Origin of the sequence: Nitrospira lenta (genome assembly GCF_900403705.1) — a bacterium.
GTDB lineage: Bacteria > Nitrospirota > Nitrospiria > Nitrospirales > Nitrospiraceae > Nitrospira_D > Nitrospira_D lenta.
In genome coordinates this window covers 28989-55236 of record NZ_OUNR01000002.1, presented here as the reverse complement: position 1 = coordinate 55236, position 26248 = coordinate 28989, and the positions used below count along the sequence as shown (strand labels likewise).

Annotated in this window: 26 protein-coding genes and 1 tRNA gene; 17 read left to right on the top strand and 10 right to left on the bottom strand. The window is 56.2% G+C overall.

What is annotated here, in order from left to right:
- Positions 1–41: 41 nt before the first annotated feature.
- The gene (locus NITLEN_RS05595; protein ID WP_121988618.1) at positions 42–1658 is read right to left on the bottom strand and encodes a hypothetical protein; all 1617 of its coding nucleotides are present in this window, start codon (positions 1656–1658) and stop codon (positions 42–44) included.
- Positions 1659–2128: 470 nt separating this feature from the next.
- Here NITLEN_RS05595 and NITLEN_RS05590 point away from each other — a divergent pair, with 470 nt between their 5' ends.
- The 13 genes from NITLEN_RS05590 (at position 2129) to NITLEN_RS05525 (ending at position 12420) form a co-directional block, all read left to right on the top strand.
- A complete protein-coding gene (locus NITLEN_RS05590) occupies positions 2129–3271 on the top strand; it encodes a substrate-binding domain-containing protein (protein WP_181416655.1) in 1143 nt (380 codons plus the stop codon).
- Between the two features lie 34 nt (positions 3272–3305).
- Positions 3306–4163 (top strand): molybdate ABC transporter substrate-binding protein, encoded by an 858-nt coding sequence (locus NITLEN_RS05585; protein ID WP_181416654.1) that lies wholly within the window; start codon positions 3306–3308, stop codon positions 4161–4163.
- Between the two features lie 58 nt (positions 4164–4221).
- The gene (locus NITLEN_RS05580; protein ID WP_121988615.1) at positions 4222–4884 is read left to right on the top strand and encodes a hypothetical protein; all 663 of its coding nucleotides are present in this window, start codon (positions 4222–4224) and stop codon (positions 4882–4884) included.
- A gap of 72 nt (positions 4885–4956) precedes the next feature.
- A complete protein-coding gene (locus NITLEN_RS05575; protein ID WP_121988614.1) occupies positions 4957–6681 on the top strand; it encodes a porin in 1725 nt (574 codons plus the stop codon).
- 11 nt (positions 6682–6692) lie between these two features.
- Positions 6693–7454, top strand: coding sequence for a molybdate ABC transporter substrate-binding protein (gene modA / locus NITLEN_RS05570; RefSeq protein WP_121988613.1), 762 nt, complete (start codon positions 6693–6695; stop codon positions 7452–7454).
- Positions 7432–7761 carry a hypothetical protein gene (locus NITLEN_RS05565; protein ID WP_121988612.1) on the top strand — a complete coding sequence of 110 codons (330 nt, stop codon included), beginning with the start codon at positions 7432–7434 and terminating at the stop codon, positions 7759–7761. Before modA ends, NITLEN_RS05565 begins: the two co-directional genes overlap by 23 nt.
- Positions 7762–7774: 13 nt before the next feature.
- Entirely contained in the window at positions 7775–8449 is a 675-nt protein-coding gene (modB, locus tag NITLEN_RS05560) for a molybdate ABC transporter permease subunit (RefSeq protein WP_121988611.1), read from the top strand.
- Positions 8434–9522 (top strand): ABC transporter ATP-binding protein, encoded by a 1089-nt coding sequence (locus NITLEN_RS05555; RefSeq protein WP_121988610.1) that lies wholly within the window; start codon positions 8434–8436, stop codon positions 9520–9522. The genes modB and NITLEN_RS05555 overlap by 16 nt, the downstream gene beginning before the upstream one ends.
- A 256-nt stretch (positions 9523–9778) precedes the next feature.
- Positions 9779–10324, top strand: a complete 546-nt coding sequence (gene lexA, locus NITLEN_RS05550) for a transcriptional repressor LexA (protein WP_181416653.1) — start codon at positions 9779–9781, stop codon at positions 10322–10324.
- A 19-nt stretch (positions 10325–10343) separates the two neighbouring features.
- Complete coding sequence (locus NITLEN_RS05545) at positions 10344–10592, top strand: hypothetical protein (RefSeq protein ID WP_121988608.1); 249 nt, start codon at positions 10344–10346, stop codon at positions 10590–10592.
- Positions 10573–10755, top strand: a complete 183-nt coding sequence (locus tag NITLEN_RS17850) for a hypothetical protein (protein WP_146216110.1) — start codon at positions 10573–10575, stop codon at positions 10753–10755. Before NITLEN_RS05545 ends, NITLEN_RS17850 begins: the two co-directional genes overlap by 20 nt.
- A gap of 203 nt (positions 10756–10958) precedes the next feature.
- Entirely contained in the window at positions 10959–11225 is a 267-nt protein-coding gene (locus NITLEN_RS05540; protein ID WP_121988607.1) for a hypothetical protein, read from the top strand.
- 400 nt (positions 11226–11625) lie between these two features.
- The gene (locus NITLEN_RS05525) at positions 11626–12420 is read left to right on the top strand and encodes a DNA polymerase domain-containing protein (RefSeq protein WP_146216109.1); all 795 of its coding nucleotides are present in this window, start codon (positions 11626–11628) and stop codon (positions 12418–12420) included.
- A gap of 480 nt (positions 12421–12900) precedes the next feature.
- On the opposite strand, the gene NITLEN_RS05520 is transcribed toward NITLEN_RS05525, so the two are convergent.
- Positions 12901–12976 (bottom strand) — tRNA-Met (locus NITLEN_RS05520).
- A 238-nt stretch (positions 12977–13214) separates the two neighbouring features.
- On the opposite strand from NITLEN_RS05520, the gene NITLEN_RS05515 reads away from it, so the two are divergent.
- Positions 13215–13466 (top strand): hypothetical protein, encoded by a 252-nt coding sequence (locus tag NITLEN_RS05515; RefSeq protein ID WP_121988603.1) that lies wholly within the window; start codon positions 13215–13217, stop codon positions 13464–13466.
- Positions 13467–13508: 42 nt separating this feature from the next.
- On the opposite strand, the gene NITLEN_RS05510 is transcribed toward NITLEN_RS05515, so the two are convergent.
- The 6 genes from NITLEN_RS05510 to NITLEN_RS05485 form a co-directional block, all read right to left on the bottom strand.
- Positions 13509–13871 (bottom strand): translation initiation factor, encoded by a 363-nt coding sequence (locus tag NITLEN_RS05510; protein WP_245924389.1) that lies wholly within the window; start codon positions 13869–13871, stop codon positions 13509–13511.
- A gap of 137 nt (positions 13872–14008) precedes the next feature.
- Entirely contained in the window at positions 14009–14629 is a 621-nt protein-coding gene (locus NITLEN_RS17845; protein ID WP_146216108.1) for a hypothetical protein, read from the bottom strand.
- A gap of 783 nt (positions 14630–15412) precedes the next feature.
- Complete coding sequence (locus NITLEN_RS05500; RefSeq protein WP_121988600.1) at positions 15413–15961, bottom strand: YaeQ family protein; 549 nt, start codon at positions 15959–15961, stop codon at positions 15413–15415.
- A gap of 67 nt (positions 15962–16028) precedes the next feature.
- On the bottom strand, positions 16029–16259 hold the full coding sequence (locus NITLEN_RS05495; RefSeq protein ID WP_121988599.1) for a VF530 family protein: 231 nt from the start codon (positions 16257–16259) through the stop codon (positions 16029–16031).
- Positions 16260–16267: 8 nt separating this feature from the next.
- Positions 16268–17359, bottom strand: a complete 1092-nt coding sequence (gene ychF, locus NITLEN_RS05490) for a redox-regulated ATPase YchF (RefSeq protein ID WP_121988598.1) — start codon at positions 17357–17359, stop codon at positions 16268–16270.
- Positions 17360–17519: 160 nt separating this feature from the next.
- Positions 17520–18431: a hypothetical protein gene (locus NITLEN_RS05485; protein ID WP_146216107.1), complete on the bottom strand. Its 912-nt coding sequence runs from the start codon at positions 18429–18431 to the stop codon at positions 17520–17522.
- Positions 18432–19440: 1009 nt separating this feature from the next.
- Between NITLEN_RS05485 and NITLEN_RS05480 the strand changes: the two genes are divergently transcribed.
- On the top strand, positions 19441–22584 hold the full coding sequence (locus tag NITLEN_RS05480) for a S8 family serine peptidase (RefSeq protein ID WP_121988596.1): 3144 nt from the start codon (positions 19441–19443) through the stop codon (positions 22582–22584).
- Positions 22585–22609: 25 nt separating this feature from the next.
- Complete coding sequence (gene mrtJ, locus NITLEN_RS18815; RefSeq protein ID WP_425464137.1) at positions 22610–23158, top strand: JDVT-CTERM system glutamic-type intramembrane protease MrtJ; 549 nt, start codon at positions 22610–22612, stop codon at positions 23156–23158.
- Between the two features lie 140 nt (positions 23159–23298).
- Here mrtJ and NITLEN_RS05470 read toward each other — a convergent pair whose 3' ends face one another.
- A complete protein-coding gene (locus NITLEN_RS05470; protein WP_121988594.1) occupies positions 23299–23580 on the bottom strand; it encodes an antibiotic biosynthesis monooxygenase in 282 nt (93 codons plus the stop codon).
- A gap of 191 nt (positions 23581–23771) precedes the next feature.
- Complete coding sequence (locus NITLEN_RS05465; protein WP_121988593.1) at positions 23772–24110, bottom strand: YajD family HNH nuclease; 339 nt, start codon at positions 24108–24110, stop codon at positions 23772–23774.
- 466 nt (positions 24111–24576) lie between these two features.
- Between NITLEN_RS05465 and NITLEN_RS05460 the strand changes: the two genes are divergently transcribed.
- On the top strand, positions 24577–25932 hold the full coding sequence (locus tag NITLEN_RS05460) for a hypothetical protein (RefSeq protein WP_146216106.1): 1356 nt from the start codon (positions 24577–24579) through the stop codon (positions 25930–25932).
- Positions 25933–26248: the final 316 nt, after the last annotated feature.

Genomic DNA, 26248 nt, shown 5'->3' with positions numbered 1-26248 from the left:
GGAGTCCTCATGGTTATTCGTGTTGAGTCAGTCAGGCTGTCTTAAAAGTAGAACTGGTATTGCACATTAATCCGGTTTTCGATGAGCGTCTGTCCGAAGCCGGGCAGGCTTTCGAACGGGTAGCGGTCCGGAGCGCGCCCGCCGCTTCCCATCGCGATATTCGAGTAATCGATGACGAGACGGTTGTTATAGGTGCCGTCAAAGCTGTAGCTGATGGCGGCGCCGAGCTCCTTGGTGAGGTCCTGCTTTTGTTTGGTGGAGGGGTCCATCACTCCATATCGGACGGCGACTTCAAGTTTACGGGGAATGACATATTTCCCTACCTGCACGTACCAGCCCCAGGCCTGCCCGAGGCTAACCGGCGGGCCTAACACCACGGCGGTTGCGGGGTCGAATGGAATACTGCCCGCATCGGTGTTGCGTACCCGCTGGTGGCGGAAATAGCCCTCCGCTTGAAGCGACCAGCCTTGGTATTTGGCGATGAAATCGGTTTCATAGGTTTGAAAGTCATAGACCCCTCCCCCGAGGAGCCGCCCGTTGCCGTTTTTGGCGACGGCCTGGCGGTACGCCCGGTCGACAATGTCCGACCGGATTGAGCTGAGGTAGTTTTGTGCGGGGTTGTACGCGTAGCCGAAGGCGATCGCCACCTGGGGGGTGCGCGAGTTTAAGATGTCTCCCTGGCCATATCCGGGATTGCCGGAGATTTTGTAGAGCAGCCGGGCGGTATACATCATTTCGCCGGTAAAGAGGCGAGTGTCGTAATTGAACGTTCGACGTTGCGAGTTGGGCAGGCTGGCATTCGTGTCCAGCGCCTGGCTGATGGCCGTGCCTTCCCGCGCAAGATTGGTTCCGGCTCCGTTCCAGATGCCGATCGCATAGTTGAGCTTGTATTGATCCTCGTCGCTGAGGATGCTGATACCGATATCGCGGCTATTGATCAGGTTCGCCGAGAAGGCGTTTTGCACCCTCATGTTGTCGGCGAACGTCGATGTGGCCATCGAGCCGATCTGTGAGCGGTTGAACCAGACGCGCTGTTGTCCGATTTGGACGGTTGCGAAGGGGATGTGCCAGGAGGCGATATAGGCGTCGAGCAGTTTAGATGTCCCGCTGCTGCCTTCCTGATTCCAGGTGTTCTGATCTAAGGCCCAGGAGAAGTTGTAGCGAATGTCCGGATCAAACGCATAGCCGAGAAATTGAAGCCGGGCGCGGGGTACGGAGAACTCGCTGGTATTGCTCTGGCGGCGTATGGCCCGATATTCGACTTGGCCTCCCAAAATCTCAGGATTGCGCGAGTCTCCGATCGATCCCCATGCCGCGTTATAGGTATGGTAGCTGTAGCGAACTTGAGTCAGCAGCCGGAGTTTCAAAAAGAACTTTTCGCCGACACGGAAATTAAGGCCGTTATTGATGTCGATGGTAAAGTTTGGTTTAGAGAGTCGTTCCTTCGTCTCAATCACCCTCAGGCCTTTATCGTATTCCTCCTGGGTGATGAGTCCCTTCAGGTAGAGATACTTCAAGCCTGGATCTTCGCCGGAGTAGTACTCCCACTTACCTTCTTTCTTGACGAGCTGACCTTCTTCGACTGCCAACGCGCGCGTAGCGCCTGCCAGCAGTGTGAGGCCGGATATGATGAACACAAATACAGCGGATAATCTCATGATCGTTCCCCCTTGGGTTCGCACCGCTTCTGAGAGTGCGAATAGCTTGTTGCGTAAAAATGGAGTGGGCCGGTAACGCGCTGGTGTCTAGCGTGAGCGTCGACAGCGATGTGAGGCGGCCAGGGGCGTCTCGCTGGCGAAGTCTGGGTGGTGCAGTTTAAGCGGAAGGGTTCTTTTCATTGCGCTCTTTTGATGTCTTCTATTGGGTGTCATGGCGTAAATCCACTCGCGCGCGTAAAGCTCTTTATTCCGATCAAGATTAGCGACCAGTTAAATACAGTAAATGGAGTTACATTGTCAACAATATATTTATTAAGTCTATTCAATTTTCTGAATAGATGTTTGTGTGAGTGGATATATCCAATGTTTATTCAAGTTTATGTATTTAATGATTGACAATTGTAAATCATAATTGCTATTTACTTTTCATGGTGCAGCGAAAATCTTCTCCTAATCTTTCGTCTTTTTGTTTGAATCGACTCAAGGAAGTCCGTACTGCCAGAGGGCTCTCGCAGGGTGAGTTGGCGGCGCGGGCAGATGTGACTCGCCAGGCCATTTCATCAATCGAAGCCAATCGGTATCTCCCTACCACGGTTGTGGCGCTCCAACTTGCGCAGGTGTTGAATACGTCGGTTGAGGATCTGTTCTCTCTGCAGTCCGCAGGCGAAGTGATTGAAGCGAGATTGATCGATGGGGTCAGGCCGGCACTGTCCGCCGGTCCATTGCCTCGGGTGAAGGTCGTGAAGGTGAATGGGCAGTATTTTGCGAGACCTGTCACCGGTCTCGGTGAAGTGTTGAGTTATACCGTCGCGGCCGATGGGTTTCTTGAATCGCGGGAGGCAAGTCGTCGCGGGCGATCGGATGCGTCGTTCGTGCAGGTGCGGCTCTCGCGTGATCGGAATTCGATTGAGCAGGAAATTGCGGTCGCGGGGTGTGATCCGGCGATCTTCCTGGCGGGTGAACATCTTCGACGCCGGAAGGATCAGACCAGTGTGGTGGGTTGGACGATGGGAAGCACCGCCGCGTTGCAGGCCTTACAGCGCGGCGAGGTGCACGTGGCCGGTATTCACCTGACCGACGATTCGACCGGTGAAAGCAATTTGCCGTTTCTCCGTCGTTACTTGAAGGCGAGTGCCTATGAGGTGATTACGTTTGCGACGTGGGAAGAAGGATTAGTCGTACGTCCGGGCAATCCCAAGCAGATTCGATCGGTTGCCGATCTTGTGCGCGAGGATGTGACGGTGATCAATCGGGAAGAGGGTGCCGGGGCGCGCCTGCTGCTCGATCAGCGATTGGGTGCGGCCGGTTTCGCCGGTTCGCAGGTGAAGGGGTATGCTCGCACCGCGACATCCCATCTTCATGTTGCCCGTCTGGTTTCTGAAGGACAGGCGGATGCTGGCATGGGCATCAGGTCCGCCGCGCAATCCTACGATCTTGAATTCATTCCGCTACAGTCGGCGCGGTACGATTTAGTCGTGCCCAAAGTCTATCTCTCCAGTCACCCGTCTTTACATCATCTCTTTGACACGTTGGCCAGCCGCCCCTTCCGGTCCGAGATCGCCGCCATCGGCGGGTATGACACGACGGACACGGGCAAGCTCCAGGCTTTGTAATGATGAGGGCGGAAATCTCATGAGAATTCGATGGATGAGTACTGCGATGGTGGGTGTCTGTGTGTTGGTCGGCACGCTTTCGATTACCGTGGGTTGTACGCCGGTGCGCAGTTCGGTGCGAGAGGCGGGGGCTGCTCGGGTGCTGGTCATCGTGACCTCGCCGACCATGGAGGAGGCCATCGTGCAACTCGGCCGAGTGTTCGAGGCGAGTCATCCGGATGTTCGCGTGCAGCTCTCGGTTGATACGTCACTCGATCTTCGGCGGACCGTGGCCGCAATGGAGAATCGAGGCAGATCCTTCATTGGCTCGGGGCCGATTCATCTTGTGGTGCCTGGTGGTGATGAGGTCATTACGCGCATGGAGCAGAAATATTATCTGTTGCCGGAGGCGAAAGCACTCTATGCGACGGAACGGCTGGTGCTGGTGGTGCCGGAATCGTTGAGTGAGGCCCCTGAGTCATTTGAGGCATTGGCCACGATGCCGGATGTGCGGATTGCGATTGCCGATCAGAAGACTCGGTTGGGCGTGGAAACCAGTCGGCTGTTGTCCGCGTTGGGGATTGATGGTGCGGAGAGAGCCCGTATCGATCTGGCGAATGATCAGGCGGGGATTTTGGATCATCTACTGAGCGGTCAGGCCGATGTCGGCATCATGTTCGGTCAGGACGCCGTGCGGGCTCAACAACGCGTGCGCGTCGTGGTCGCAGCTCCGACTGGTCTGTATCGGCCGATTCCGCATTCCATTGCGATGGAGCGGTATTGCCCTGATCGTCCGCTCTGCGAAGAGTTTTTACGGTTTGTCACGAGTCCGGATGGGCAGTCGGTGTTGAAACGGTTGGGGTATGGACCGGGGAAACCACCCGAATCCATGGTGCGCGTTTCTATCCCCTGAGCGGACGGACAAAGGCGAAGGCGGCTTCTTATTCTATTTCTATTCTCGGAGAGAACGTATGCGTCATCGATGCCGTATTTTCATGTTCTGGCGGATGATCCTTTGCGTGACGGTCCTGGGCCTGTCCGCTTCCTGTGCGCGCCTGCCGTACACTACCAACGTCGTGCATGAAGACGCGCGCGTGGTCGTTGTACTTCAACGAGACGTTGACGCTTCGGCCTATTCGCATCCGGTAAAACTGACGCCCGCGGAGTTGACGGATATTTTGCAGGGGTTCTCCTTTCGGCCCAAGCAGCGCATGCCGCTACGCTGGTTCGCCGAAGAGAATCCTCCCAAGCCGGTCTTTCGTCAGGATGAACTGGACGCATTGGTTGGAAGGCTTTCTGAGGGATTGCGAACCGCCGGACCGGGAGAACGCGTGCATTTCGAACTCCGGGCGCCGGGTTTCAATCCCAGCGCCCGCCGCGATGTGGTCGGCGGATGGGCGGCGGTCCGGGAACGCTACCTGTATGTGACGCTTGAATATGTGCATGTGCAGATCCCAACGAGAAAAGCGGATCTCTACGACTATAACTATCCCACGCCGCCGCCGCCGCCAGTCGAATACCTGCTGTATTTTGAACCCGGTCGCTTTTGGGTTACCGATCCGAATGGTCTGTCGGCGCTGGACTACCGCGCGTTCTTGAACGCGCCGAAAGTCAGATCGTCTCCGGGGCCGTAATCATCCGCTGCCTTGCTGTCGCCGGTGTTCAGTTTCTATTGTCCATTCGCGTTGCTTGAGGAGATTTCCGCTATGTCGCATCGCGCTCGAGGGTTCGTTGTCGGGGTTCTGATTCTACTGGGGCTGTGGATGAGTCCGGTTTGGGCTGCGGATACCGGAAAGCTTGTCGAAAAAGACGGACGCTATGTGTTTGTCGAAAGTATGGATCCGGCCACCAAGCTGCTGCTCCAGCGCGCGGTCAAGCAGGGCACGATTACGCAGGACGAGTACGATCACGTGGTCAAGGAGTCGCAGGATCGCACGTACCTGCTGCAGCCCAGCTTTAAGGCCTGGTACGACCGCGGGTTTAATTTCTCGATGAACGATAACGACTTCTTCCTCAAAATTCGTGGCCGGTTCGCGACTCGATTTACCCAGCGCTATCGCAACGACGCCTATCGCGAGTCGGGCGATTCGAAGAATTTTCCTGAGTTGTTGGGGGTGTTCGGCGACTATCGCGCGGCCCGGTCCGGTGAAGAGGCTTCCACGTTCAATTTGAGGACCGCCAGAATTTATTTCATGGGGCATCTCTTCAATCCGGATTTCAAATACTACATTCAGTTGGCCGGAGAGACGGCGGAAAATGCTCAGGCGCCCGGTGCGTTGTCCGTCTTCGATATGAATGTCACCAGTACGCACATTCCCTGGCTGAATGTGCAGGTCGGGCAATACAAGGTGTATTTCAGCCGGTCGCAGATCAATTCGACCGCCTCGATGCAGTTTGCGAATCGCGCGTTGGCGATGGATGCATTTACGGCGAACGGACTCAACCGGCGCGATGTCGGTATCACGATCATGAACGACGAAGAAGTGTATCCGGTCACCTACTATCTGGGCGTCTTCAACGGCGCGGGCCCGTTGGTGAACCGGTTCGCGCAATTCTCCAGCGAGGAGCCGACATTGGGGTGCCCCGGCGGTCAGACCGGCGGCAATCCCTTTCCTTCTCCTGCCGGATGCTCCGTGAATCAACGGAATTTGAATGGCAACTTGCGGAGCAATGTGAACCAGCTTATGTATGTCGCCCGGCTCCAGGCCAACCTTATGGGGCGGGCCGGATATGGTGAAGGGGATATGGCCTATTCCGAAACGCCGCAGATGGTCATCGGGGGCGCCTATGCCTACAATCCATCGATCGACACCAGCACCAATAACGGATTTATCGGGATCGATCTGGCCAATCTCAGCGTCCGGCGCCAACTCGCCGCGCTCGGTAACGGACGGATGTTAGGGCAGGGGGTCGTCGACTTTTCTACCTGGACGCTGGATTACGCCTTCAAGTACCGCGGATTCTCGCTGCAGGCCGAGTATTGGTTTAGGAATGTGACGAGGCACAATAAAGGATTGCCTTGTATGGTGACGACGGGAGTAGGAGGGCCGTGCACCGCCTATGCGCCGGGACAGTTCGGCAACACCACTGGCTGGTATGTTCAATCCGGCTACTATCTGATTCCGAGGAAGGTTGAAGTGGCCGCCCGCTACGCCTGGTGGGATCCGGATACCAGGTCGGGCGGAGATCTCATCAAGGAAGTCGATGTGTCGTTGAACTGGTTCCTCGGTGGAACCTACGATCACCAAATCATGCTGACCTACAGTAACATTGCGATGGGGCAGGGTGGTTTTGCGATCGGCCGGAGCGCGCCATTGCCGGCTACTGGGGCGTGTCCAGCGGGTTGTCCGTCCGGAGCCGTGCCGCTTGATGCGCGTGCGGGGATGTTGATTGAAAACGCGGTGCGTGTGAACTATCAAATATTCTTTTGAGGAGTCGCGCTATGCTTCGAATCATTGCCATCATCTGTGCGCTGGTTCTCTCGGGTGTGACCCGGGCCGGTGCAGAGGACATTACGATTGCGGCAGCATCGGACTTGAATTTCGCGTTCAAGGAACTCATCGCCGAGTATGAAAAGTCCACGGACACCCATGTCAAACTGTCGTTGGGGTCGTCAGGAAACTTTTATGCGCAGATTCAGAACGGCGCGCCGTTCGATCTCTATTTCTCCGCCGATATCGGGTATCCCAGAAAGCTGGAAGAAGCCGGACTCACTGTGCCGGGGTCGCTCTATCGTTATGCGGTGGGACGGATCGTGTTGTGGGCAGGCACCGCGTCGCGCCTTGATGTGTCCAAGGGATTTGATATTCTGCGGGATCCCAGTATCCGAAAGATTGCAATTGCGAATCCCAAGCATGCCCCGTATGGTCGTGCGGCGGTGGCGGCGATGGAGTCCTTTAAGGTCTATGAATCAGTCAAAGACAAGCTCATCTTGGGGGAGAATATTTCACAAGCCGCGCAGTTCATCGAATCCGGGGCCTGCGAGATTGGGGTGATTGCCTTGTCGCTGGCCGTGGCGCCGGCCATGAGTGGGAAAGGCGTATACTGGGACGTTCCGATTGAGGCGTATCCTCCGCTAGAGCAGGGCGCGGTGATTTTGAAACAATCCAAGAATCCGGAAGCGGCGCGGCGGTTTCTGGAATTCTTACAAGGCTCGCAGGGCCAGGACATCATGAGGCGGTATGGATTTATGTTGCCGGAATAAGGCGCTCAACGCGGTGTTGGTTGGCGCACTGTTGGGTGTGATGGCCGGCTGCTCCGATGCCGTCACGCTGGTCAAGGAAACGCCGACGAGCGGCGTGATCAGCTATCTGTTTAAGGAAGAGCGCGGCGGACCAATGGGGTCTCCCCATCGGAAAGACGCGTTGAAGGTGATGGAGAAGAAGTGTCCCTCTGGCTATGTCGTGCTGAAAGAAGGGGAAGTGCAGGGGTACGGCAGCATGTCCAGCGTGGAAGGGCAGGAGGGCGAGGCGACCGGCCGGCGCTGGGGGATGCAGTTCATATGCAAATAGGACGCGCCTGGAGATGAACTGGATCGCCATCTGGGTCACCTTCAAATTGGCCAGCCTCACTGCGGGCGCGTTGTTGGTGATCGGGTTGCCGATCGCCTATTGGCTGGCCTATTCCACCTGGCGATGGAAGTTTGTCGTCGAATCGATTGTCGCCTTGCCGTTGGTGTTGCCGCCGACCGTGCTGGGGTTTTATATTCTCGTGGCGATCGGGCCGCATAGCCCGATCGGCCGATTCTATACGGATCTTGTCGGCCATCCGCTGCCGTTCACATTTGAAGGCCTCCTCCTCGCGTCGATCTTGTACAGCCTCCCGTTTGCCGTTCAGCCGTTTGCCACTGCGTTCGAGCAGGTGGACCGGAAGGTAATCGAAGCCTCGTGGACTTTGGGTCTGTCGAAGGTGAGGACGTTCTTCAAGCTCATTCTGCCGCTGTCGACGGCAGGACTCATTACCGGCGCGGTCTTGAGTTTCGCCCATACGTTGGGAGAGTTTGGCGTGGTGTTGATGGTGGGCGGCAATATCGACGGAGTCACGCGCACGGTCTCGATCGATATCTATGATGAGGTGCAAGCACTCAATTACGCCGGAGCGGCGAAGACCGCCGCGTTTCTCCTCGTGATCTCCTATCTGGTCCTCTTGCTGGTGTATGCCATGAATCGAAAGGTCTGGGCGGTATGGCCGCAGAAATAGTCGTCGAGGTGACGAAGACTTTTCCCGGAAGAAAGCCCATTCGCGCCAACTTTCGTTATCCGGTTGAGGCCTCGACGGTGTTGATCCTGTTCGGTCCGTCCGGTTCGGGCAAGACGACGGTTCTGCGTGCGCTGGCAGGGCTGGAGTGGCCGGAGGAAGGGACGATTCAGTTTGCCTCAAGGATTTGGCTGGATCGTGCGGCAGGAATCGCTGTGCCGCCGCAAGACCGGCATATCGGGTACATGGCGCAGGACTATGCGCTGTTCCCTAACTATTCAGTGGCCGGCAATATCGCCTATGGCTTGAGTGGTCTTTCGCCCGCCGATCGGATGCAACGGGTGAAGGAGATGGCGGAGCTGTTTCGTTTAACCGGGCTTGAAGATGCGAAGCCGCGCGAATTGTCCGGAGGGCAGCAGCAGCGGGTGGCACTGGCTCGAGCGGTGGCGCCTCGGCCGCAGTTGCTCTTGCTGGATGAACCGCTGTCCGCGTTGGACGCGCCGACCCGGTTGCAGCTTCGTGGAGAACTCAGAGGGTTGCTGAAGCAATTGGCGATCCCCTCAATCATTGTGACGCACGATTGGGCCGAAGCCCTGACGCTGGGCGATGTCATGGCGGTGATGCATGAGGGCATGATCCTGCAAGTCGGAACCCCGCAAGAGGTATTCAGTCGGCCGGCTAATGCGGACGTCGCGCGAGTCGTCGGCGTTGAAACGGTGGTGCAAGGGACGCTGATTGATGCGCGTGAAGGGCTGGCGACGGTGCGCGTGGCGGAACTTTCTCTCACGGCGGTGGCCGTCGAGAATGTCGGCCCTGATGTGTTTGTGTGTATCAGGGCCGAAGATGTGACGCTTGAACCAATAGGCGTCAGGCTCACCAGCGCGCGGAATCACCTTCATGGAACGGTCGGCGCCATTGCCTCGCTCGGAGCTCTGGCCCGAGTCACGATCGAATGCGGATTTCCTCTTGTCGCGGTCATTACGCGATCGGCGCTCGCGGAGCTTGGATTGACGGTCGGGGCCGCGGTTCGAGCCTCATTCAAAGCCGGTTCGGTGCATCTCATCTCTCGTCAGTGACGGCATCGCTCTTCTTCTAGTTTACCGTTCACTCTTCCGGTTGAACTCCTCAGCTTCTACGGATAACTCTGCTTGCACCATTGCCTGCGTTGCGGGATGGGCGTGCCGTCGCCGGCCAGCTGACAGCGTGCCTTGTGCGTAGTTAGTGCTGCGATTGGCACAGGCCTTATGCGCAAGATGCTCGAATTTTTAGGAGAAATATCAGGATTCTTCTGCTTGACAGAGGCGATTCTGTTGTGTAACCATTGGTTACATCATGAAGTCGAGCGATCTAAAGCGGATTCGAGAAGGATTGGGGCTGACGCAGCAGCAATTGGCTGAGGCGTTGAGCACAACCCGTGTGTCGGTGGCGCGGTATGAAGCCGGGATGCGCCGAATTCCCGGGATGGTGCGGGTGGCGTTAGAGCAGCTTCAGCGCCGGTCGGAAATTCCCATGGCGGGAATCGTAGCGGCCGGATCTCCGATTGAACCCGTGCCGCAATCCGATCTGATCGACGTTCCGCCGAGCATGTTGCGTGGGGGCGATACCTTTGCGCTGCGTGTGAAAGGGGAGTCGATGAAAGAGGACGGTATTTTGCCCGGTGATCTGGTGATCGTGCGCAAGCAGGAGCATGCCCGCAACGGGCAGACGGTCGTTGCCCTGGTGAATCAGGACGCGACGATCAAAACCTACTTCAAGAAAGAGACGCACATCGAACTGCATCCGGCCAACGCGGCGATGCAGCCGATCATTGTTGGGCCGAACGATCATTTCCATATCGAAGGGCTATTGATCGGCGTCATTCGTCATTGTGCGATTTAGTTCAACCAAGGAGGAGACCATGCTGACAAGTGGACGAACATTGGTGACGGAGCGGTTAGTCTCTCTCGAACGGACGATTGATTCGCTGAACGGGCAGCTCCGCGAGGTGCAATGGGAACTCGGACACACGAAGGTTGCGCCGTTGCCGATCCGGTTGTGGCGCAATCTGGTGGGGAGCAGATCTGAACAGGAATATATGTCGACGGTGTGTAATCGCAACGTGCGCCCTAACACAAAGGTGGTGTCTCATGGTCGTTCAAGAGCGTAATGTCGATCGTGTTGTGAGCGGGTCCTGTGCAGACTGTGGTGCGCTTGTCGACCGGCGCATGGCCTGTGTCGATGTCGCGACCCATTCGACGGTGGAGCTTTGTGCGACCTGCTGGAATGCCTATCGTCAGCGGCAGGTGTTTAGCGCGGGCTGTTGCGGGTAACGGAGAGAGAAATGTCGGCGACTGCATCAAGTCTAGTGCTGTTTCCTGATGGGCTGGATCATCCGCCGACATGTCGGAAACGAACCGATGCCTCAGTGAATGGCTCCTGCCGTTGCGTCATGCCCGGATCCCTTTTCAGACTGCTCACAGCGTGATGGTGTTGCCTGGTTATCCGTTGGTATTGTGCCTTGACTGGAGAGCCGGTGGTGTATCTTGACGGGGCCAACACGTTCGACCTCTTTGTGATTGGGCGATTGGCCAGAGCACACCGCCAAACGCCTCGGAGGATTCTCTCTCTGGTTCACGTTGCCCGCGCGTTCACCTGTCATCAAATGGAGCGGTTGGTATCGGATTGTCTGGAGGAGGCGTTGATGCGGTATCAGTCCAGAATCGCCGTTGTCTCCGGGCTGTTTGAAACGTTTTACGATGAGACCGTACCATCTCAGGAAGTCCACGGCTGGCTGGTCTAATGATGCAGAATCTGCGTCTGATGGCCCAGCGTGGGTATGTGCTCGTGTGTCTCTGTCCTCCGATACCGGCGGTCATGCCTTCACGTCATCGATTCATCGACCAACTCCGTGGCCAGGCGGATCGTGTTATTCGTGTGAGTGACGTGCAGGGCCAGGGGACTATCAGGCTTGAGGAAGAGCCGAATGATCGAGAGGCAGGTTAGGTCTGGGAGGTTGCCTGAACGGTATTGGAGTCCCGAGATCGCCCATCACACCTGCCGGATCTCACAGGGATTGATTCCCCGGATGCTGGCCCCGTTTCTTGCCAAACGAACGCAGTATAAACAGCAGCTCAAGATGGCGTCCGCTGAAGCGATGCGTCAGAGCATCGCTTCAGCGCCAAACGGCGCTGAAGTGGCGATTGGTCGTATCGTTCGGCTCTCTCGGCTACAAGAATGCGCGCGTTGAGAGGATTGAATCGCATGAGGCGGTCACGGCCTATAGCCGCGAGGTGTTGCTGCGAGCCAAAGAGATTGCCGAGTCCCAGGGCTTTCGTTTTCTGCACGCCATCGTCGATTCGCTCTGGTTGCAGAAGCGAGGCCCCGGGCGAGACGCCTACGACCGGTTGGTGGCCGATATCAGGGCGCAGACACAATTGCCGATTGTCGTCGAAGGCCTGTATCGCTGGATCAGTTTTCTTCCGTCTCGCGTCAATCCGCGTATGCCGGTGCACAATCAGTTCGTTGGACTGTTCGACAATGGGCGGATGAAGGTGTGCGGACTCGAAGTGCGGCGATCCGATGCCCCGCTCATTGTGAAGCGGTTTCAATCAGAGATGGTGCAGCGGCAGACGATTGCGGAGTTGCGGATACGGATTCCGGAGATCGAGGCCTTAACGGAGGACTATTGCCGCTATCTGCGCGAGGGGCGCGCGTCGATTGGCGAAGTGGTGATCGGAAAGAGGTTGACTCAAGTGCCGGAGGACTATCGTCATGCCACCCACACCAGCATTGCGGCAAAAGAGCTTCAGCGTCGTGGTGTGCCGGTGCAGCCGGGAGAGACCGTTCACTATGTGATCTGCCAGAGTAAAGCGGCATTGCCTGAAGATCGCGTGCGTGCCGTGGCAGAGGGCGAGGGCACTATTGCCTACGATATCGACGCCTATGTGATATTGATTCAGAAGTCGGTAGGGGGCTTGCTGGCAACACTCGGGTGACCACCCAGCACGGCATCACGTGAAGATCGCCTTAGCGAATAGTCGTATCCATAGTGTCGAGCCGATCGAGTACGAGGTCATTAGATCAGGGAACGTTTCCGCCGATAAAAGCGCTTCTTGCACCCATGGCAGTGCCAGGGAAACATGCCAAATATTCGAAAGAACAAGTCTCGCCAGCTACGTCGGACGGACCGGCGACATTCCACTGACGAACAGTGCGGACAACTGACCTCAGTTTTGTCCAGCCCCCTGTTCAGAATCACTTCAACCTCATGCTCCTCGCCAGCGACATCGTGATCCTCAAGGCCAAGTCTTCGCTCTGTGAAACCCTACTGCTTCTGCTTCACTGTAGACAGCACTGATTCTTTAGTACGACGGCTGCGCAACGGGGTTATTTGAGCGATGGTAGACATAGGGATTTCGCTGTGTAATCAGAATGTGTACACCTATTGGGAATCTTATAGTTGGAATGGGGGAAATTGGTGGCGGTGTCCCGGATTGAACGGGAGACCCGCGGCTTATGAGTCCGCTGCTCTACCAACTGAGCTACACCGCCACTTGGTTGTATTTGCTGAGGAAATGCGGAAGGGGATGATAGCCGAAGCACGGTGGAAATGTCTACCTATAGAAGGTGTTGAAAGCACAGGGGGATTGAACCGTAAAGCGCCGGCAAGGGGTGCCGTACCCTCCTTTTGAGGTAACCACACTGGGGAATGCGCAAATTCAAGGTGTTCGGTATTCTTTCATTGTTGGCGGTTATTGATGGGTAATACACAATACGAAGGGAGCTGAACATGGACGCACAGGTAGGTGGGCAAAAGGGTTTTCCCCAGGCGCAGTTGAATCAATTGGCTCCGAAGTTTCTCCATCAGCTCACTTCGCGAGAATTGATGGACGCATTGATGGCAGCGGATATGCCGATGGGGGGGAGCAACGAACAGCGGATTGAACGGCTGCTGTCCGTCATACAGCCGCAGGATCTAAGGGCATTCCTCCCTCAGCATGTACTGGATCGAGTCTCACCCACGGTGGGCGCCTCTATCTAAACGCGTGGGGTGTTTTCCTCTGGGGGAAGGTGAGGATACGGTTTATCCTCCGGCAAGCACCGGCCGAAATCCGGCGTCTGTTAATATGCGTGCGATCAGCTCTCGCTGATCACCCTGAATCTCGATCCGTCCCTCTTTGACTGTACCGCCAGCTCCACAGGCTGTCTGGATGCTCTTCGCGAGCTGTTCCTTTTCAGCCTGGCTGATTCCAACAAAACCTGTCACCACGGTGACGGTCTTCCCCCCTCGATGAGCGGTCTGCCTGATGATATCCACCCGTCCGCGGTGTTTCTTGGGGGTGGGTTCTGCATGCGTAGTCGGAGATTGCTTAGCCGTGGTCGGTGGAAGAGCGATCTTTCCCAGCGCTGCAAATGGACTCTTCCAGGGGATTGGCTCGCCATCCATGGAAATGCGTCTCTTTTCCTTCATTCTTTCAACTTCATGATGGTTGTCTGGTGGTGTGTCGATAACTAATAGAGGAGATGACGACTGGAATTGTAAATCCTCGTTACTGAGGAAGCAACGAAGGAACATCGCCTCGATCAGTGTGTTTTCAAGGAATTGATGAATTGTCGGAGTAAGGTATCTTGGTCGGACTCGAGTTGTTCTTGTGAACGTGGGGCAACGACTTGTGTTGTCTCACGCAACCAGGTATCGCTCCAGATCGATACTCGCGGGTTGCGTGTGAGCTGAATGGGTTCGACAAGGTAGAGGCCAGACTCATAGAGGATTTTCCCTGGGCAGTGGTCTTCCAGAGACTGCTGAGTCAGTTCCACGCCAAGTGTGAGTTGGTCATTGTGGGGCTGGTCGCGAGAGAGGGCCAGTCCGGCATTCCTGAATTGTTGCAGGGCTTGGGCTGTGAGCTCGCGGCTGAATCGCCCAGCTGATACGGAGAGCTGAAGCTGATCGATGCGTAGGGCTTTCAATGTGGAATCGCGGTGAAGGGCCTCCGGAGCCGTTGGGGTAATGGCAGGATGTGAGGCTTCCGGATGTGGCACTGTGGAGAGAGAGCTGGGTATTGAGGACCGTGATGCGGCGTTTGCCGCACGGTAGTCTGTGATGAACTGGTGCATGAATTCTTCAAGGTCATGCTCGATGTCGGTGATCGTGACGGACGTCCGTACCTGAGCCCTTGCGTGGGCGAGCCAGGTGATATTGTCCATGATGACTGAGTTTCTGGAGATGAGAACTGGTTCAGTGAGTGTGAGAGAGGGGGTGTAGAGGATGTGTCCCGGGCAGTCGTTTCCCAACGGTTGCGGATCGAGTGTCAGGGTGAGTGTGGCAATGAGTGGCCTGTCCTGGTCTTCTGAATCGTGCAGAGGGAGCCCGGCCTTAGCAATGAGGGATCTGGCCTGTCGAGATAACCGTGAAGTGAATTCCGGCGGTGCGGAGACTATGAACTGTACCCGATTGAGATCAAGGCCTTCTGTGGTTTGAACGTAGGCGGACGTGGCAGCTATACCGTTATTGGGGAAAGCACATCCTAGGAGAAGGAAGAGCGCGATCCGGGAGAGCCTAGCGAGCATGATAGACGAAAGCCTATCACGCGAGAGATGCGTGGCCTAGAAAATCTCTGGAGCGAACAGTCAGTGTCCGTGAATCACTGTCTATCAAGTGATCGGCGGAGTGTTGGTGAGTACCGCGCCACATTCCCTGCAGACCAGGCGGCCGGATTTATTGCCGTCAGGCATCTGTTCATCTTCGACCATGCGGCTGTGGGTGCAGAGGGAGCTGGCTGGTGGTTCATGCTTACTGGACGAAGGACCGGTCTCCTTAGCCCTCATGATTGACCTCCCGTAGATTGGGAGGAGAGTGTACCGGTTTGGGTAGCGGGGGCCTAGAGCCGGGTGGCCGTACCTCTGTTTCGAGGCACATGGAAGAAGTTGATCGAGGCGGACGAGAGGGATGTGAGACCTTGAGCCAAACCGGAATTTTATTCAGGCTGGTCAGATTACGGTTGGATGCATGGTGGCGAGCTCGATTTGCACGGCAATGGTGCCATCGCCGATCAAGATCTGTCCGTCCTGGATGGAGCAATGGAGATCCATGCTCCGTTGTGCCAGCTGGGCCAACGCGCGGCTTTCGTCCTGCGGGATGTTGATCACGGTCAAATTCGTGCAACGAGAGAGGGCGGTGCAGGTCTTTTCCCACCACCGATCGGCTCCTCTTCCACCGTAGGAGTAGACGACAACCCGGCCTGCACGACCGCAGGCCTGTCGTATGACCTTTTCATCGGGCTCACCCACTTCAATCCAAAGATCGATCGCACCGGTGAGATCTTTTTGCCAGAGCGCCGGTTCGTCTTCCGTGCCAATGCCGCGGCCGAACAGGAGGGCGTCGTGTGCGTGGCGTGCGAAGGCCAGCAGTCTTACCATCATGCGCTCATCGGTTTCGGACGGATGGCGAGCCAACGTAAGGGCGTGATCTTCATAGTAGTGCCGATCCATGTCGGCGATATGCAGTGTGGCTTTGAAGATGGTGGCGTTGGGGGCCATGGTGTCGGCGTACTTTCTGGTAACGGCGGTCAGGAGCCTGTCGAGGTTTGCTGGATTGATGAGTCGGTCATGTCCGTTCTACGATGTACATCAGCTCAAGCCGCTCGCGTGCCCAGGGGGTCTTGCGAAGAAACGTGAGGCTGGATTTGATGCTGGGGTTGTTGAGAAAGCAGCGCACCGGGAGCCGCCGGCCCAATTCTTCCCACCCGTGGCGCTCAACCAGTTGGGTGACGATCGTTTCCAGCGTGATCCCGTGCAGTGGGTCGCGCGGATGAGACTTGGGCGGCGGCTGATCCATGATCAGGGCTAGACATTGAACCGGAAGTGCATGACATCGCCGTCCTGGACGATATACTCTTTGCCTTCCAGCCGCATCTTGCCTTTTTCTTTCGCGCCGGCTTCTCCTTTGCAAGTGATGTAGTCGGCGTACCCGATCACCTCTGCGCGAATAAACCCTTTTTCAAAGTCGCCGTGGATGACGCCGGCCGCCTGCGGGGCGGTGTCGCCGACATGAATGGTCCAGGCGCGAACTTCTTTTACGCCAGCCGTAAAGTAGGTCTGCAATCCCAACAGCTGGTAGGCGGCGCGAATCAGGCGGTTAAGGCCTGGCTCAGTCATGCCGGTGTCGGCGAGAAACTCTTTCTTGTCTTCATCCGAGAGCACGGCGATCTCTGATTCCAGCGCGGCGCAAATGGCCACGACCGGGGCGCCTTCTTTCGCGGCATATTCCTCCACGCGGGTCAGCAGGGGGTTGTTCGTGAAGCCTTTATCAGAGACATTGGCTACGTACATCACCGGCTTCATCGTGAGCAGGCAGAGCGGCTTCAATAAGGCGCGTTGCGCCGGATCCAATGTCATCGTGCGCGCGGGTTTGCCTTCATTCAGGCAGGCGGCGACTTGGACCATCAGCTCGCCCAGCTTGGCGGCGTCCTTTTCACCGGCGCGAACCGCTTTCAGATTTTTCTCCTGAGCTTTTTCTACGGTAGTGAGGTCAGCGAGAGCCAGCTCTGTCACGATCGTGCCAATGTCAGATAACGGATCGACCTTGCCCGACACGTGGATGACATTGTCGTCTTCGAAGCAGCGCACAACGTTGACGATCCCGTCGGTCTCCCGAATCGTGGCCAGAAATTGGTTGCCCAATCCTTCACCCTTCGAGGCGCCGGCCACCAACCCGGCGATATCCACAAACTCAGTTGTCGCATATTGCATGCGCTGCGGTGTGACGATGTCGGCCAGCGCCTGCATGCGCATATCCGGTACTTCGACGATGCCGATATTCGGCTCGATCGTGCAGAACGGATAGTTCTCCGCGGCGATACCCGATTTGGTTAGTGCATTGAACAAGGTAGACTTGCCCACATTGGGCAGCCCGACGATTCCACATTTCACACTCATGACAACCCCTTTATAGTCACGGTAATAGTAGCCGAGCCCTGCCGGTGTCTCTGCCGTGTCAGAGACGGATCCGTCAACGAAGGCCGGTCGCGCATTCTACGTGGTCGGGGTCTGGTTGGTCCACTCCTCTGTGCGGCAGGCCGAGGTGATCGTGCGGGGGTTAGTGAGCGGCCAGTATCAGCTTGATGATGCCGGAGATGTCTTTGACGTCGGCTGCCGGTGATAGGTTGTTCGTGAGGCGGGTATAGCCGGCTTCGAAGGACAACAGTGTTGCCCAGACCTGCGAGCGTTGAAGGTCCCAGGCCAGGATGCCCTTCCCACCGACTTGTTGCGTCTCAAGCAGCCGATCGTTGGAGTGCGTGCTGGCATAGTTACCGGTGGCACTTATCCACACGCGTTGATTGTGCCGGTATTGCACCGCCACAGAAGCGGATGGCGATTCGATTCGCGTGCCTGACCAGTCCTGAATTTCTTCCCGGTATCCCAACGTAGGGGTGATGGTCAGGGTGTTCAGCGGGCGAATGGCAGCGGTAAGCGTTTGCACGCGAACGGTACTCTCCGCGCCACCGCGTTGCAGATCGTTCCCCAGTATGTACGCAGAGGTGAGACGGGCGTTCCAGGTTGTCCCGGCGTAGGCCAATGCCCCTTCAAGGGTATGAGTATGATTGCGTTGTGGTGCTGTTCCGAGTGGTTCCACGGAACTGCTAATACCAGCGTTCGAGTAGGTGAGCAGGAACTCGGGCAATCCCGGGCTCTTCCAGGCAAGCCCCAGACGGCCATAGGTTTGTCCAAGCCTGATGCGGGTCGTGTCGCCGGTCACATTATTCCATTGCTGCCCAACGGAGCTCCGTAGCGTCGTCTGTCCGGATTTCCATTCTCCCCAGACTTCACGCACCGCCAGATCTGGCCCATTCAGGAAGGCTTGGCCGGCTGAGCGATAGAGCGCGCCGTATCGTACGGAGCCTGTCGTGCCGGTAATACCGAGCCGCAGCATCCGACCGGCTGCGTCATCTCTGGTATCACCGACAATCTTATTCTGTAACCAGGTCGCGCCGCCCTCGCTGTGTGCCATTTCAGCTTCCGTTACAAGCCTGCCGTTGAGTACGTTGATCGAGGAGAGCAATCCGCGTGTACGGGGTTGTTCCGTTTCCGGCGTCAGATTCTGTAGTCGCGTGGCGGTCACCGTGGGCGGAGGGGCAAAGTATGTCGATGTCAGACTGGTTTGATAGAGCGCAGGGGATGTAGGCGTGAGATCAGTCTGAGGCGTTGATTCGGAAAACAGCGCGGTCCAGTTTGCAAGGGTTTGCCCTGACGGCGATCCATCTCCTCCCCGCGCGAGCGTGGGAGGTGGCACCAATGTGAGCGTGAGTATGAGTATAAGAATCCAGGGCAGACGCATGTTTCCTGCACGTCAGGTGGAGGCTCAGTACTATTAAATGTAGCACTTGAGAAATTATCGTAAACCGCATGATGGGAGAGCCTCTTGAGCCGTTATCTCAGTAGAGGTTGGCGCGGTAGTCATTTGGAGAGTAGCGGATAAACGGCAAGTTATTTCTAAGTCATTTCATGGGGTTACGCAGGCGATGGCTAACAGGTTCTGGCTTGAAGGGTTTCGAGCATTGGGAGACCGCGGGGCGATGTTCTTGTCTACACCCTTAGACTATTGACGAGCGTGGCCAGGTTTCTGACCGCGGGAGGCCTTTGAATAGAGGGTATCGAGGACGGCACGGGTTAGATGGAAAAATCGTCTAGGAATACACAATCAAGTCGTAACCCGATACGGCGTTGAGCCCAGGTGCAAGCTCTCACGGTTTAATTGTATGGTCTTATTGCACGAGGGAGTGGTTTCCTGTAGCCCCCCCCCTTAGAGAAGCTTGGTTTCCTCCGAAGAGGGGTAACAACTCACCGTCAATCTTGGTACTCTTCAACACATTAGACAGCGGTTGTGAGTACGTATGTCGTTTCCCCTCCATGAAGATGGCTTCTGTAGAGGGTCGTCCAGAAGTGCGAAGGGTTGACCACGAAGGACTTCCTTATTTCGATTAGTGCGTTTTTTCACCCTGAGGCGGTTTGGGAGATCAATGATGGCAAGCCGAAGGTCATGGGCTAGTTCCAAAGATAGGGTCGATAACTATTGGTCGAGAAGACTGGCGACTCGGATAAGCCTGGGTTCGCTGGTCGCACTATCCGCACTGTGGTGTGTCTGGGCTAGTGCTGAACCTGTTCGCATCACCCGCCCAGATCACGGCGTTACGTCCATTTCTAGCGGTCCCAATGCGCATGGCCGGTACAAGGACGGAGAAGTGATTGTCAAGTTCCGCGATGGAGCTTCGGCTGCCACCATTGCCGCTGCCGAGACAAAGACAGGCACGCATGCGATGAAGTCGTTTGCCGCAGGCTCCCATCGGTTGCATCATCTCAAGCTCGGGAAGGGCGTCTCGGTCGAAGACGCGCTGGCAACGTATCGGCAAGACCCCGCTGTCGAGTATGCCGAACCGAACTACATCTATGAACTCGCCGGCATTCCCAATGATCCACTGTTCAGCCAGCTATGGGGACTTCATAACACGGGCCAGGCGGTTCGAGGTGTGACGGGTACTGCCGGCGCAGACATCCACGCCGCAGAAGCCTGGGACATTACCACCGGTAGTTCAAGCGTTATTATCGCTGTCGTAGATACGGGAATCGCCTACGACCATCCGGACCTTGCGTCTAATATGTGGACGAACCCTGGAGAAATACCGAATGACGGCGTGGATAACGACGGAAACGGGTACGTGGATGACTATTATGGATATGACTTTTTCAATAACGATAGTGATCCGATGGATGTCGTGCACTTCCCCGCCGGTATGCTAGGGCATGGTACAGGCCTGTCGGGCACCATGGCTGCCGCCGGGAACAATAGCCTTGGTATAAGCGGCGTCATGCAGAGAGCAAAGCTCATGGCTCTCAAAGCAGGAAGCGGAATGGCCTTTGACGGGGTAACTGCCGCTGGATTCATTCCGGCGGGCAACTATGCAATCGCCAAAGGCGCTCGGGTAATCAATGCGAGTTTTGGGAGACTTGGGGGAGCGTGTAGTCAGGCAGAGTACAACATGCTGAGTTCCGCCAATGTAGCGGGCGTTATGGTCCTTGCTGCAGCAGGTAACAATGCTCAGGATAACGATCTGGTGCCATGGTATCCAGCGCAGTATAGCCTGACGACTCCGTGTGGGCCAGCCCTCCCGAATATCATCGCGGTAGCTGCGACAAATCAGAACGACGGTCTATCCTATTTCTCGAGTTTTGGGGCAACCTCCGTTCAAATCGCAGCCCCGGGGACAGATGAGACCTATAGTACTTATCCGACCCAGAATGTCACCAACGTCCTTCTGCATGACTTTGATTCGAACCCTAACCTGCTGGGGTATACCTTCAGTGGGACCAATAACAGTTGGGGCTTCACGAATGTGCAAGCTGCGAGTCCTCCCAATAGTCTCACGGACAGTTCGGGTGGCAACTATCTAAACAATACCAATTCATTTGCCACGGGTCCGGTCTTTAGTACGGTTGGTCGGCATGGCTGTCTGTTGATCGGCGATGTGCGCCTGGCTTCTGCGGGCAATGGTGACGGTATCCTGGTGCAGGCCTCCGGAGACGGAGGCACCACGTGGACAACGGGGAACAAGTTTACTTCTTCCTCGGCCGGACTATTCAGGAACCGTCCCCTGGAAGAAATACGCGATGGCAACCTATCCGATCGCTTCCGGATCAACTTCTTCTCGGACGCTTCCGGCACCGATGACGGTGCGTATCTTGACAACCTGCGTGTTGACTGCGTATCGGGTTCCCCATCTGGGGCGACTGACTATGGTTTCACGGGCGGTACTTCGGCGGCCACTGCGCACGTGACGGGTGTCGTTGGGCTCCTCCTTTCCGTCAATCCAAATCTAACGGTGGCGCAGATTCGCAATGCCATCATCAATACAGGGGATGTGCTCCCTTCGCTTGCTGGAAAAACCCTGACTGGTCGCCGGCTGAATGCTCGTGCGGCGCTCGACAGCGTCAGTGCCTTTGCCGTTACCGTGAATAAGGCGGGAACTGGTTTGGGAGCGGTCACCTCGGCACCGAATGGGATCAACTGTGGCGCCACCTGCAATGTCTCGTTTCCTGCAGGCTCGAGCGCAACGCTGACGGCTATTCCTGCTCTTGGATCAGTATTTTCAGGATGGAGCGGGGGCGGGTGCACAGGTATTCTCACGTGCTCACTGTCCACGACCTCTAGCGTGACAGCGACCTTCACATTGGCACCGCCCGCGCCGTTTACTGTGACGGTGTCCAAGAACGGGGCCGGAAGTGGGACGGTGACGTCTGCGCAGCCAGGGAACAACGGGGGTATCAACTGCGGCGCAACCTGTACGGATCAATTCAGCCAAGGCACGACCGTGGCCCTCACGGCGACCCCTGTCGCCGGGTCTGTGTTCTCCGGCTGGAATGGGAGCAATTGTGTCGGCACAGGCACCTGTCAACTCACCGGGGATGCGACAGTGACGGCGACCTTCACGTTGGCGCCTCCGGCACCGTTTACCGTGACGGTGTCCAAGAGCGGGGTCGGAAGTGGGACGGTGACGTCTGCGCCGCCAGGGAACAACGGGGGTATCAACTGCGGCGCAATCTGTACGGATCAATTCAGTCAGGGCACGACCGTGACCCTTACGGCAACCCCTGCGGCCGGGTCCGTGTTTTCCGGGTGGAACGGGGGCAATTGTGTCGGCACAGGCACCTGTCAACTCACCGGGGATGTGACGGTGACGGCGACCTTTGCACTTCCTCCTCCACTCAATACGTTTACTGTAACGGTCTCAACGGTGGGAACCGGCTCAGGGGTAGTTACGTCAACCCCGGTGGGAATTAACTGTGGTATGGGTGCTGCTTCTTGCAGCGGCAACTTTACCAACCTCACCTCTGTGACGCTTACGGCGACGGTGAACTCCGGTTCTACATTCACTGGTTGGAGCGGCGGTGGGTGCACGGGAGTCGGTCCCTGCGATGTGACTACTGCTGCGACTGTGACCGCGACGTTTGACAGTCTAAGTTCAGGGGGCGGGGGCCCTCAGGGTTCTTCCGGTGGTGGTGGAGGCTGTACCATTGCGCCGGCTGGCTCAAATGATGCTTTCATGCCGAGCCTGCTTTTGCTGACGCTCGGTGCATTATGCTGGAGAGCTCGAAGTCGGGATTGCTAATGTGGGGACTCTCTTCTCTGGCGTTATGTTGCCGAGGTCTTCGGGTAACCTTCTGGAGCCTCGGCGAGATGGCCGTACTTCCATGACTTCAGTTGCAGCAGTTCTCCATGAGCTCTTGGGGAGAAAGCCGGTAACGGGGTTTTATCGTTCTCCTGTATTCCTCTCCAGTCTGGTCGTAGGCGTGGTTTTCTTTGGTGTGTTCCCTTTGTTGGTAGCTGTCCAGCCGCTACCCTGGCCGCGCATTGTGTCTGTGGCGTTCTTCATGGCTGTGGTGTGGCAGCCGGTTGTCGAGGAGCTCCTGTTCCGAGGGTGCTTGCAAGGAGTTCTGGTACGCCATGCCTGGGGACGGCGTAGCGCCATTGGGATAAGTCTAGCGAATCTAGTGACGTCGATCGTGTTCAGCGGTGCCCACATCCCGACGCATTCGCTTCTTTGGGCATTGCTAACGCTGTTCCCTTCTCTGATTTTTGGAATTCTACGCGATCGGTCGGGGTCAGTGTTTCCTTCTCTCGCTCTCCACGTCTTCTATAACATAGGATATTTCCTCATGGCAGGCGGCTCCTCTGCCGTCTGACATCGGAAAGTCTGGTTGCGAAGGCTACTCCAAAATCTCGCCGGAGAACGTCAGATCATCCTTGCGCAGACAAGCTCTGCTATGACGGTGCCCTCTCAGTTATCGCTTCGTGATGGGGCATTGGCTCGACCGATATCCATTTAGAGTATGCCGTGCTCGATTTCGTGCAAATAGAGAAAGTCCGGTGCTTTGACCCCGGCGTTCTTTCTGATCTCGACCAGTTCCGGGGACTCAAAGAAACGACGGGCCTGGTCCAGGGACGACCATTCTGAAAAGTGGACGATGCGGTTGGCGTCGGTATCGTATCGCAGAAGCTGATAGCGGATTTCTCCGGCAGTCTTTCTGATGCTGGCCGCCTGGTCGAAAATTGCTTTCCAGGTCCGGTAATCCTCGACTTCATGAATGATCAGCACATGCGGCATGTGAACTCCAATGACAGCGTGTTGGTGTAGGGGACAGAATTGCTGGATACAGCGAGTCTACTGCATAGGGGGAAGGGGATTCATCACCCGGAGGATGTAGTGAGGGGTGAGATTTTGTCGTGGTGCTGTCAGGCTGTGAGAAAAACGCGGCGTTCCAGCGCCGTATATGCGCTGTGTGCAGGGTATTGATTTCACGTGGGTGAGGTGGGGCGTTTCAGCAGGGCTGCGAGGTGCGCGAAAGGCGTGAATGTCGACGGGCGATCCTGCGGCTGGCTCGTCGGCGCCGTATCAGGCGTGTCAGCCACCTGGTTCCGCTGATGCTCATTGTCGTGGCAATAGAGGCAGAGTAGTTCCCAGTTGCTTCCGTCAGGCGGATTGTTCTGATGGTTGTGATCCTTATGATGGACGGTGAGTTGGCTCAGTTTTTTGCCGTCAAATTCGCGCCCGCAGTGGGCGCAGATCCAGGGAAAGAGTTTGAGTGCCTGTTCTCGCGGGGTGTGTTTTCGCTGAGACCGGTTCTCTCGTGCCATATTCACCTCGGGTGTACCCGTATTGTGATAGCAGGATTGTACTATAGATCGTGACCGAACCCCTCGGTTGTTGTGCGACGGGTTTGTGGTCGTCGTCGTGATGCTTCTCCCTCGGCGTTGTCTGCGTCAGATCTATGGGTGAAGAACAAGAAGCGTGCTGGTAGGTTTCCTTGTCGCCGTGCACACTTGTGGCGATAGAGTACGATCATGGCTTACCGCACGGGAACGTTTTATGCGATGCTTCGCTAGTCGCTTGGAACGTAGGTAAGCTATTTGACGGTATCAGTCAACGGGATGATGTGCTTGTCGCTGATCGAATGAGCTGCTCGGAGTAGGTGTACTTCATGCAGGTAGTTGATGGATTCTGTGGAGCGGTTCAAATGTCATTTGGGCATGCCGCGAATCCTGCCATGTAATCCGGGACTACCAGGATAAGCGGAAGTTTGGATAAGTAGAGGGAATGAAGATGAATAGTGCGCCGCAGGTTACGCCGATTGTTATTGCCACACGGAGTTCTCAATTCAGGATGTATCAAATGGTAACGATTGCCGTAAGCCTGACTCTTCTTGCAGGCTCGATTCTGAGTTGCGGCGGGGGCGGCAGTGCTGAGCCCGGTTTGCCAGCGTCTCCGGCGCAGGCAGTCGTGATTGATAAATGGCATCCAGGGATTTACGTCAAGGTCGAGGATTGGCAGTGGTACAAGCAAGGACAGGTCAATCAAATCAACGACACTGAAATGGCAAAAATCTATAACGAGCTTGCGACGACGCCTGGCCTGCGCGGCATAAAGATCGTGCTCAAGTGGGGGCGATATGAAGGGAGTCCAGGTGTCTATGATTTTTCGCGCATTGACGAAATTCTGGCCAAGCTGGCGGACGATCCTGCGCTCAAAGGGAAAGATAAGCACCTTATTGTATCGTTTCCCTGGCGCGAATTTCAGAGCGTGAAGGGGGCATCGGAAATACTTCCGAACGATCTGCAGGGCGGGACGCTTTGGAATGACCCAGATCTCGCCGCTCCGGACTGGTCGCATATCGATTATGACCGTCTGTGGGCCTATAAAGTGAGCAATGTGACAGGAAGTTATGCGTACGACATCAAGTTGTGGGATCCAGCGATCATCGCCCGTCTCGATGCCTTTTTTGCCGCACTCGCACAACGGTATGACAAGCATCCGAACGTGACGATGGTGTCGACCACTGAATCAGCTATTGGAGAGCCTGTCATCCCCTTCGTCGCCGGCGAAAGCGCGGCCCTTCAATTTGCCGGCCAGATTGAGGTGATCAGGCGCCTGAAGAAGTATTTTATCCATAGTCTGGTCATGTCGGAGCTGAATTACGATCGGCCACATGTTGCCAATATGGTAAACAATGTTTTGCAGCAGGAGAAGGTTGGTCTCGGAAGTCCGAACAATAATATGGATCACGGACTCAATTGTAGTGCAACCACAAACCCATCGTGTTCGACGCCAGGAGTTCTCACGTACTATCCTGGCCTCAGTGGCAGAGTTGTGCTGGCCCCTGAAATTCAGGGTGACGATTTCGAGAGCGTTACTGGAACGGAGTGCGACCCTGTTCACCCGACCTATGACTATCTTTATGATCGTGTGCGGTTTGATTTGAAAGCCAATTACACCGTGATCCAACGCAATACTCCCTATTGGTTGGGAGGTACGGTTAGCACGCCGAGTTGTCCATCAAGACCAACGGTGACTGCTCCGGCCGGTGGGATGCTGCAATTCCTCAAAGACCACGACCCTATCAAAAATGATCCCACAGGCGCTGGTGGGTTGGATCACAACAAGCCACTAAGCGTTCCATAGTCCTGAGGGACTGGAATAGGACAACCTCAGAGCAATTTTTAAGACGTCAGAGCGAAGGCCCGTCTGTCTATGTCGTGCCACCGCGATGTCTCTTGCTGTATAGTGGAGACAGGGGTGAGAGTGGGGCGGCGCTGTCGAGATGTAGCAGGGGGAATGGCTAGAGCCCGTTTCAGCTGCTGTCTAGAAGCTGGGAAATAATTTCCGTTCCTGAAAATTACCTCCTTTTCAGACTTCGTCCGATAAAGTACAATAATCTCGCTTCCAGCATCCGACGTTTCTAACCCTACACGAACATGTGGAGAGGGCGGTGAACGAT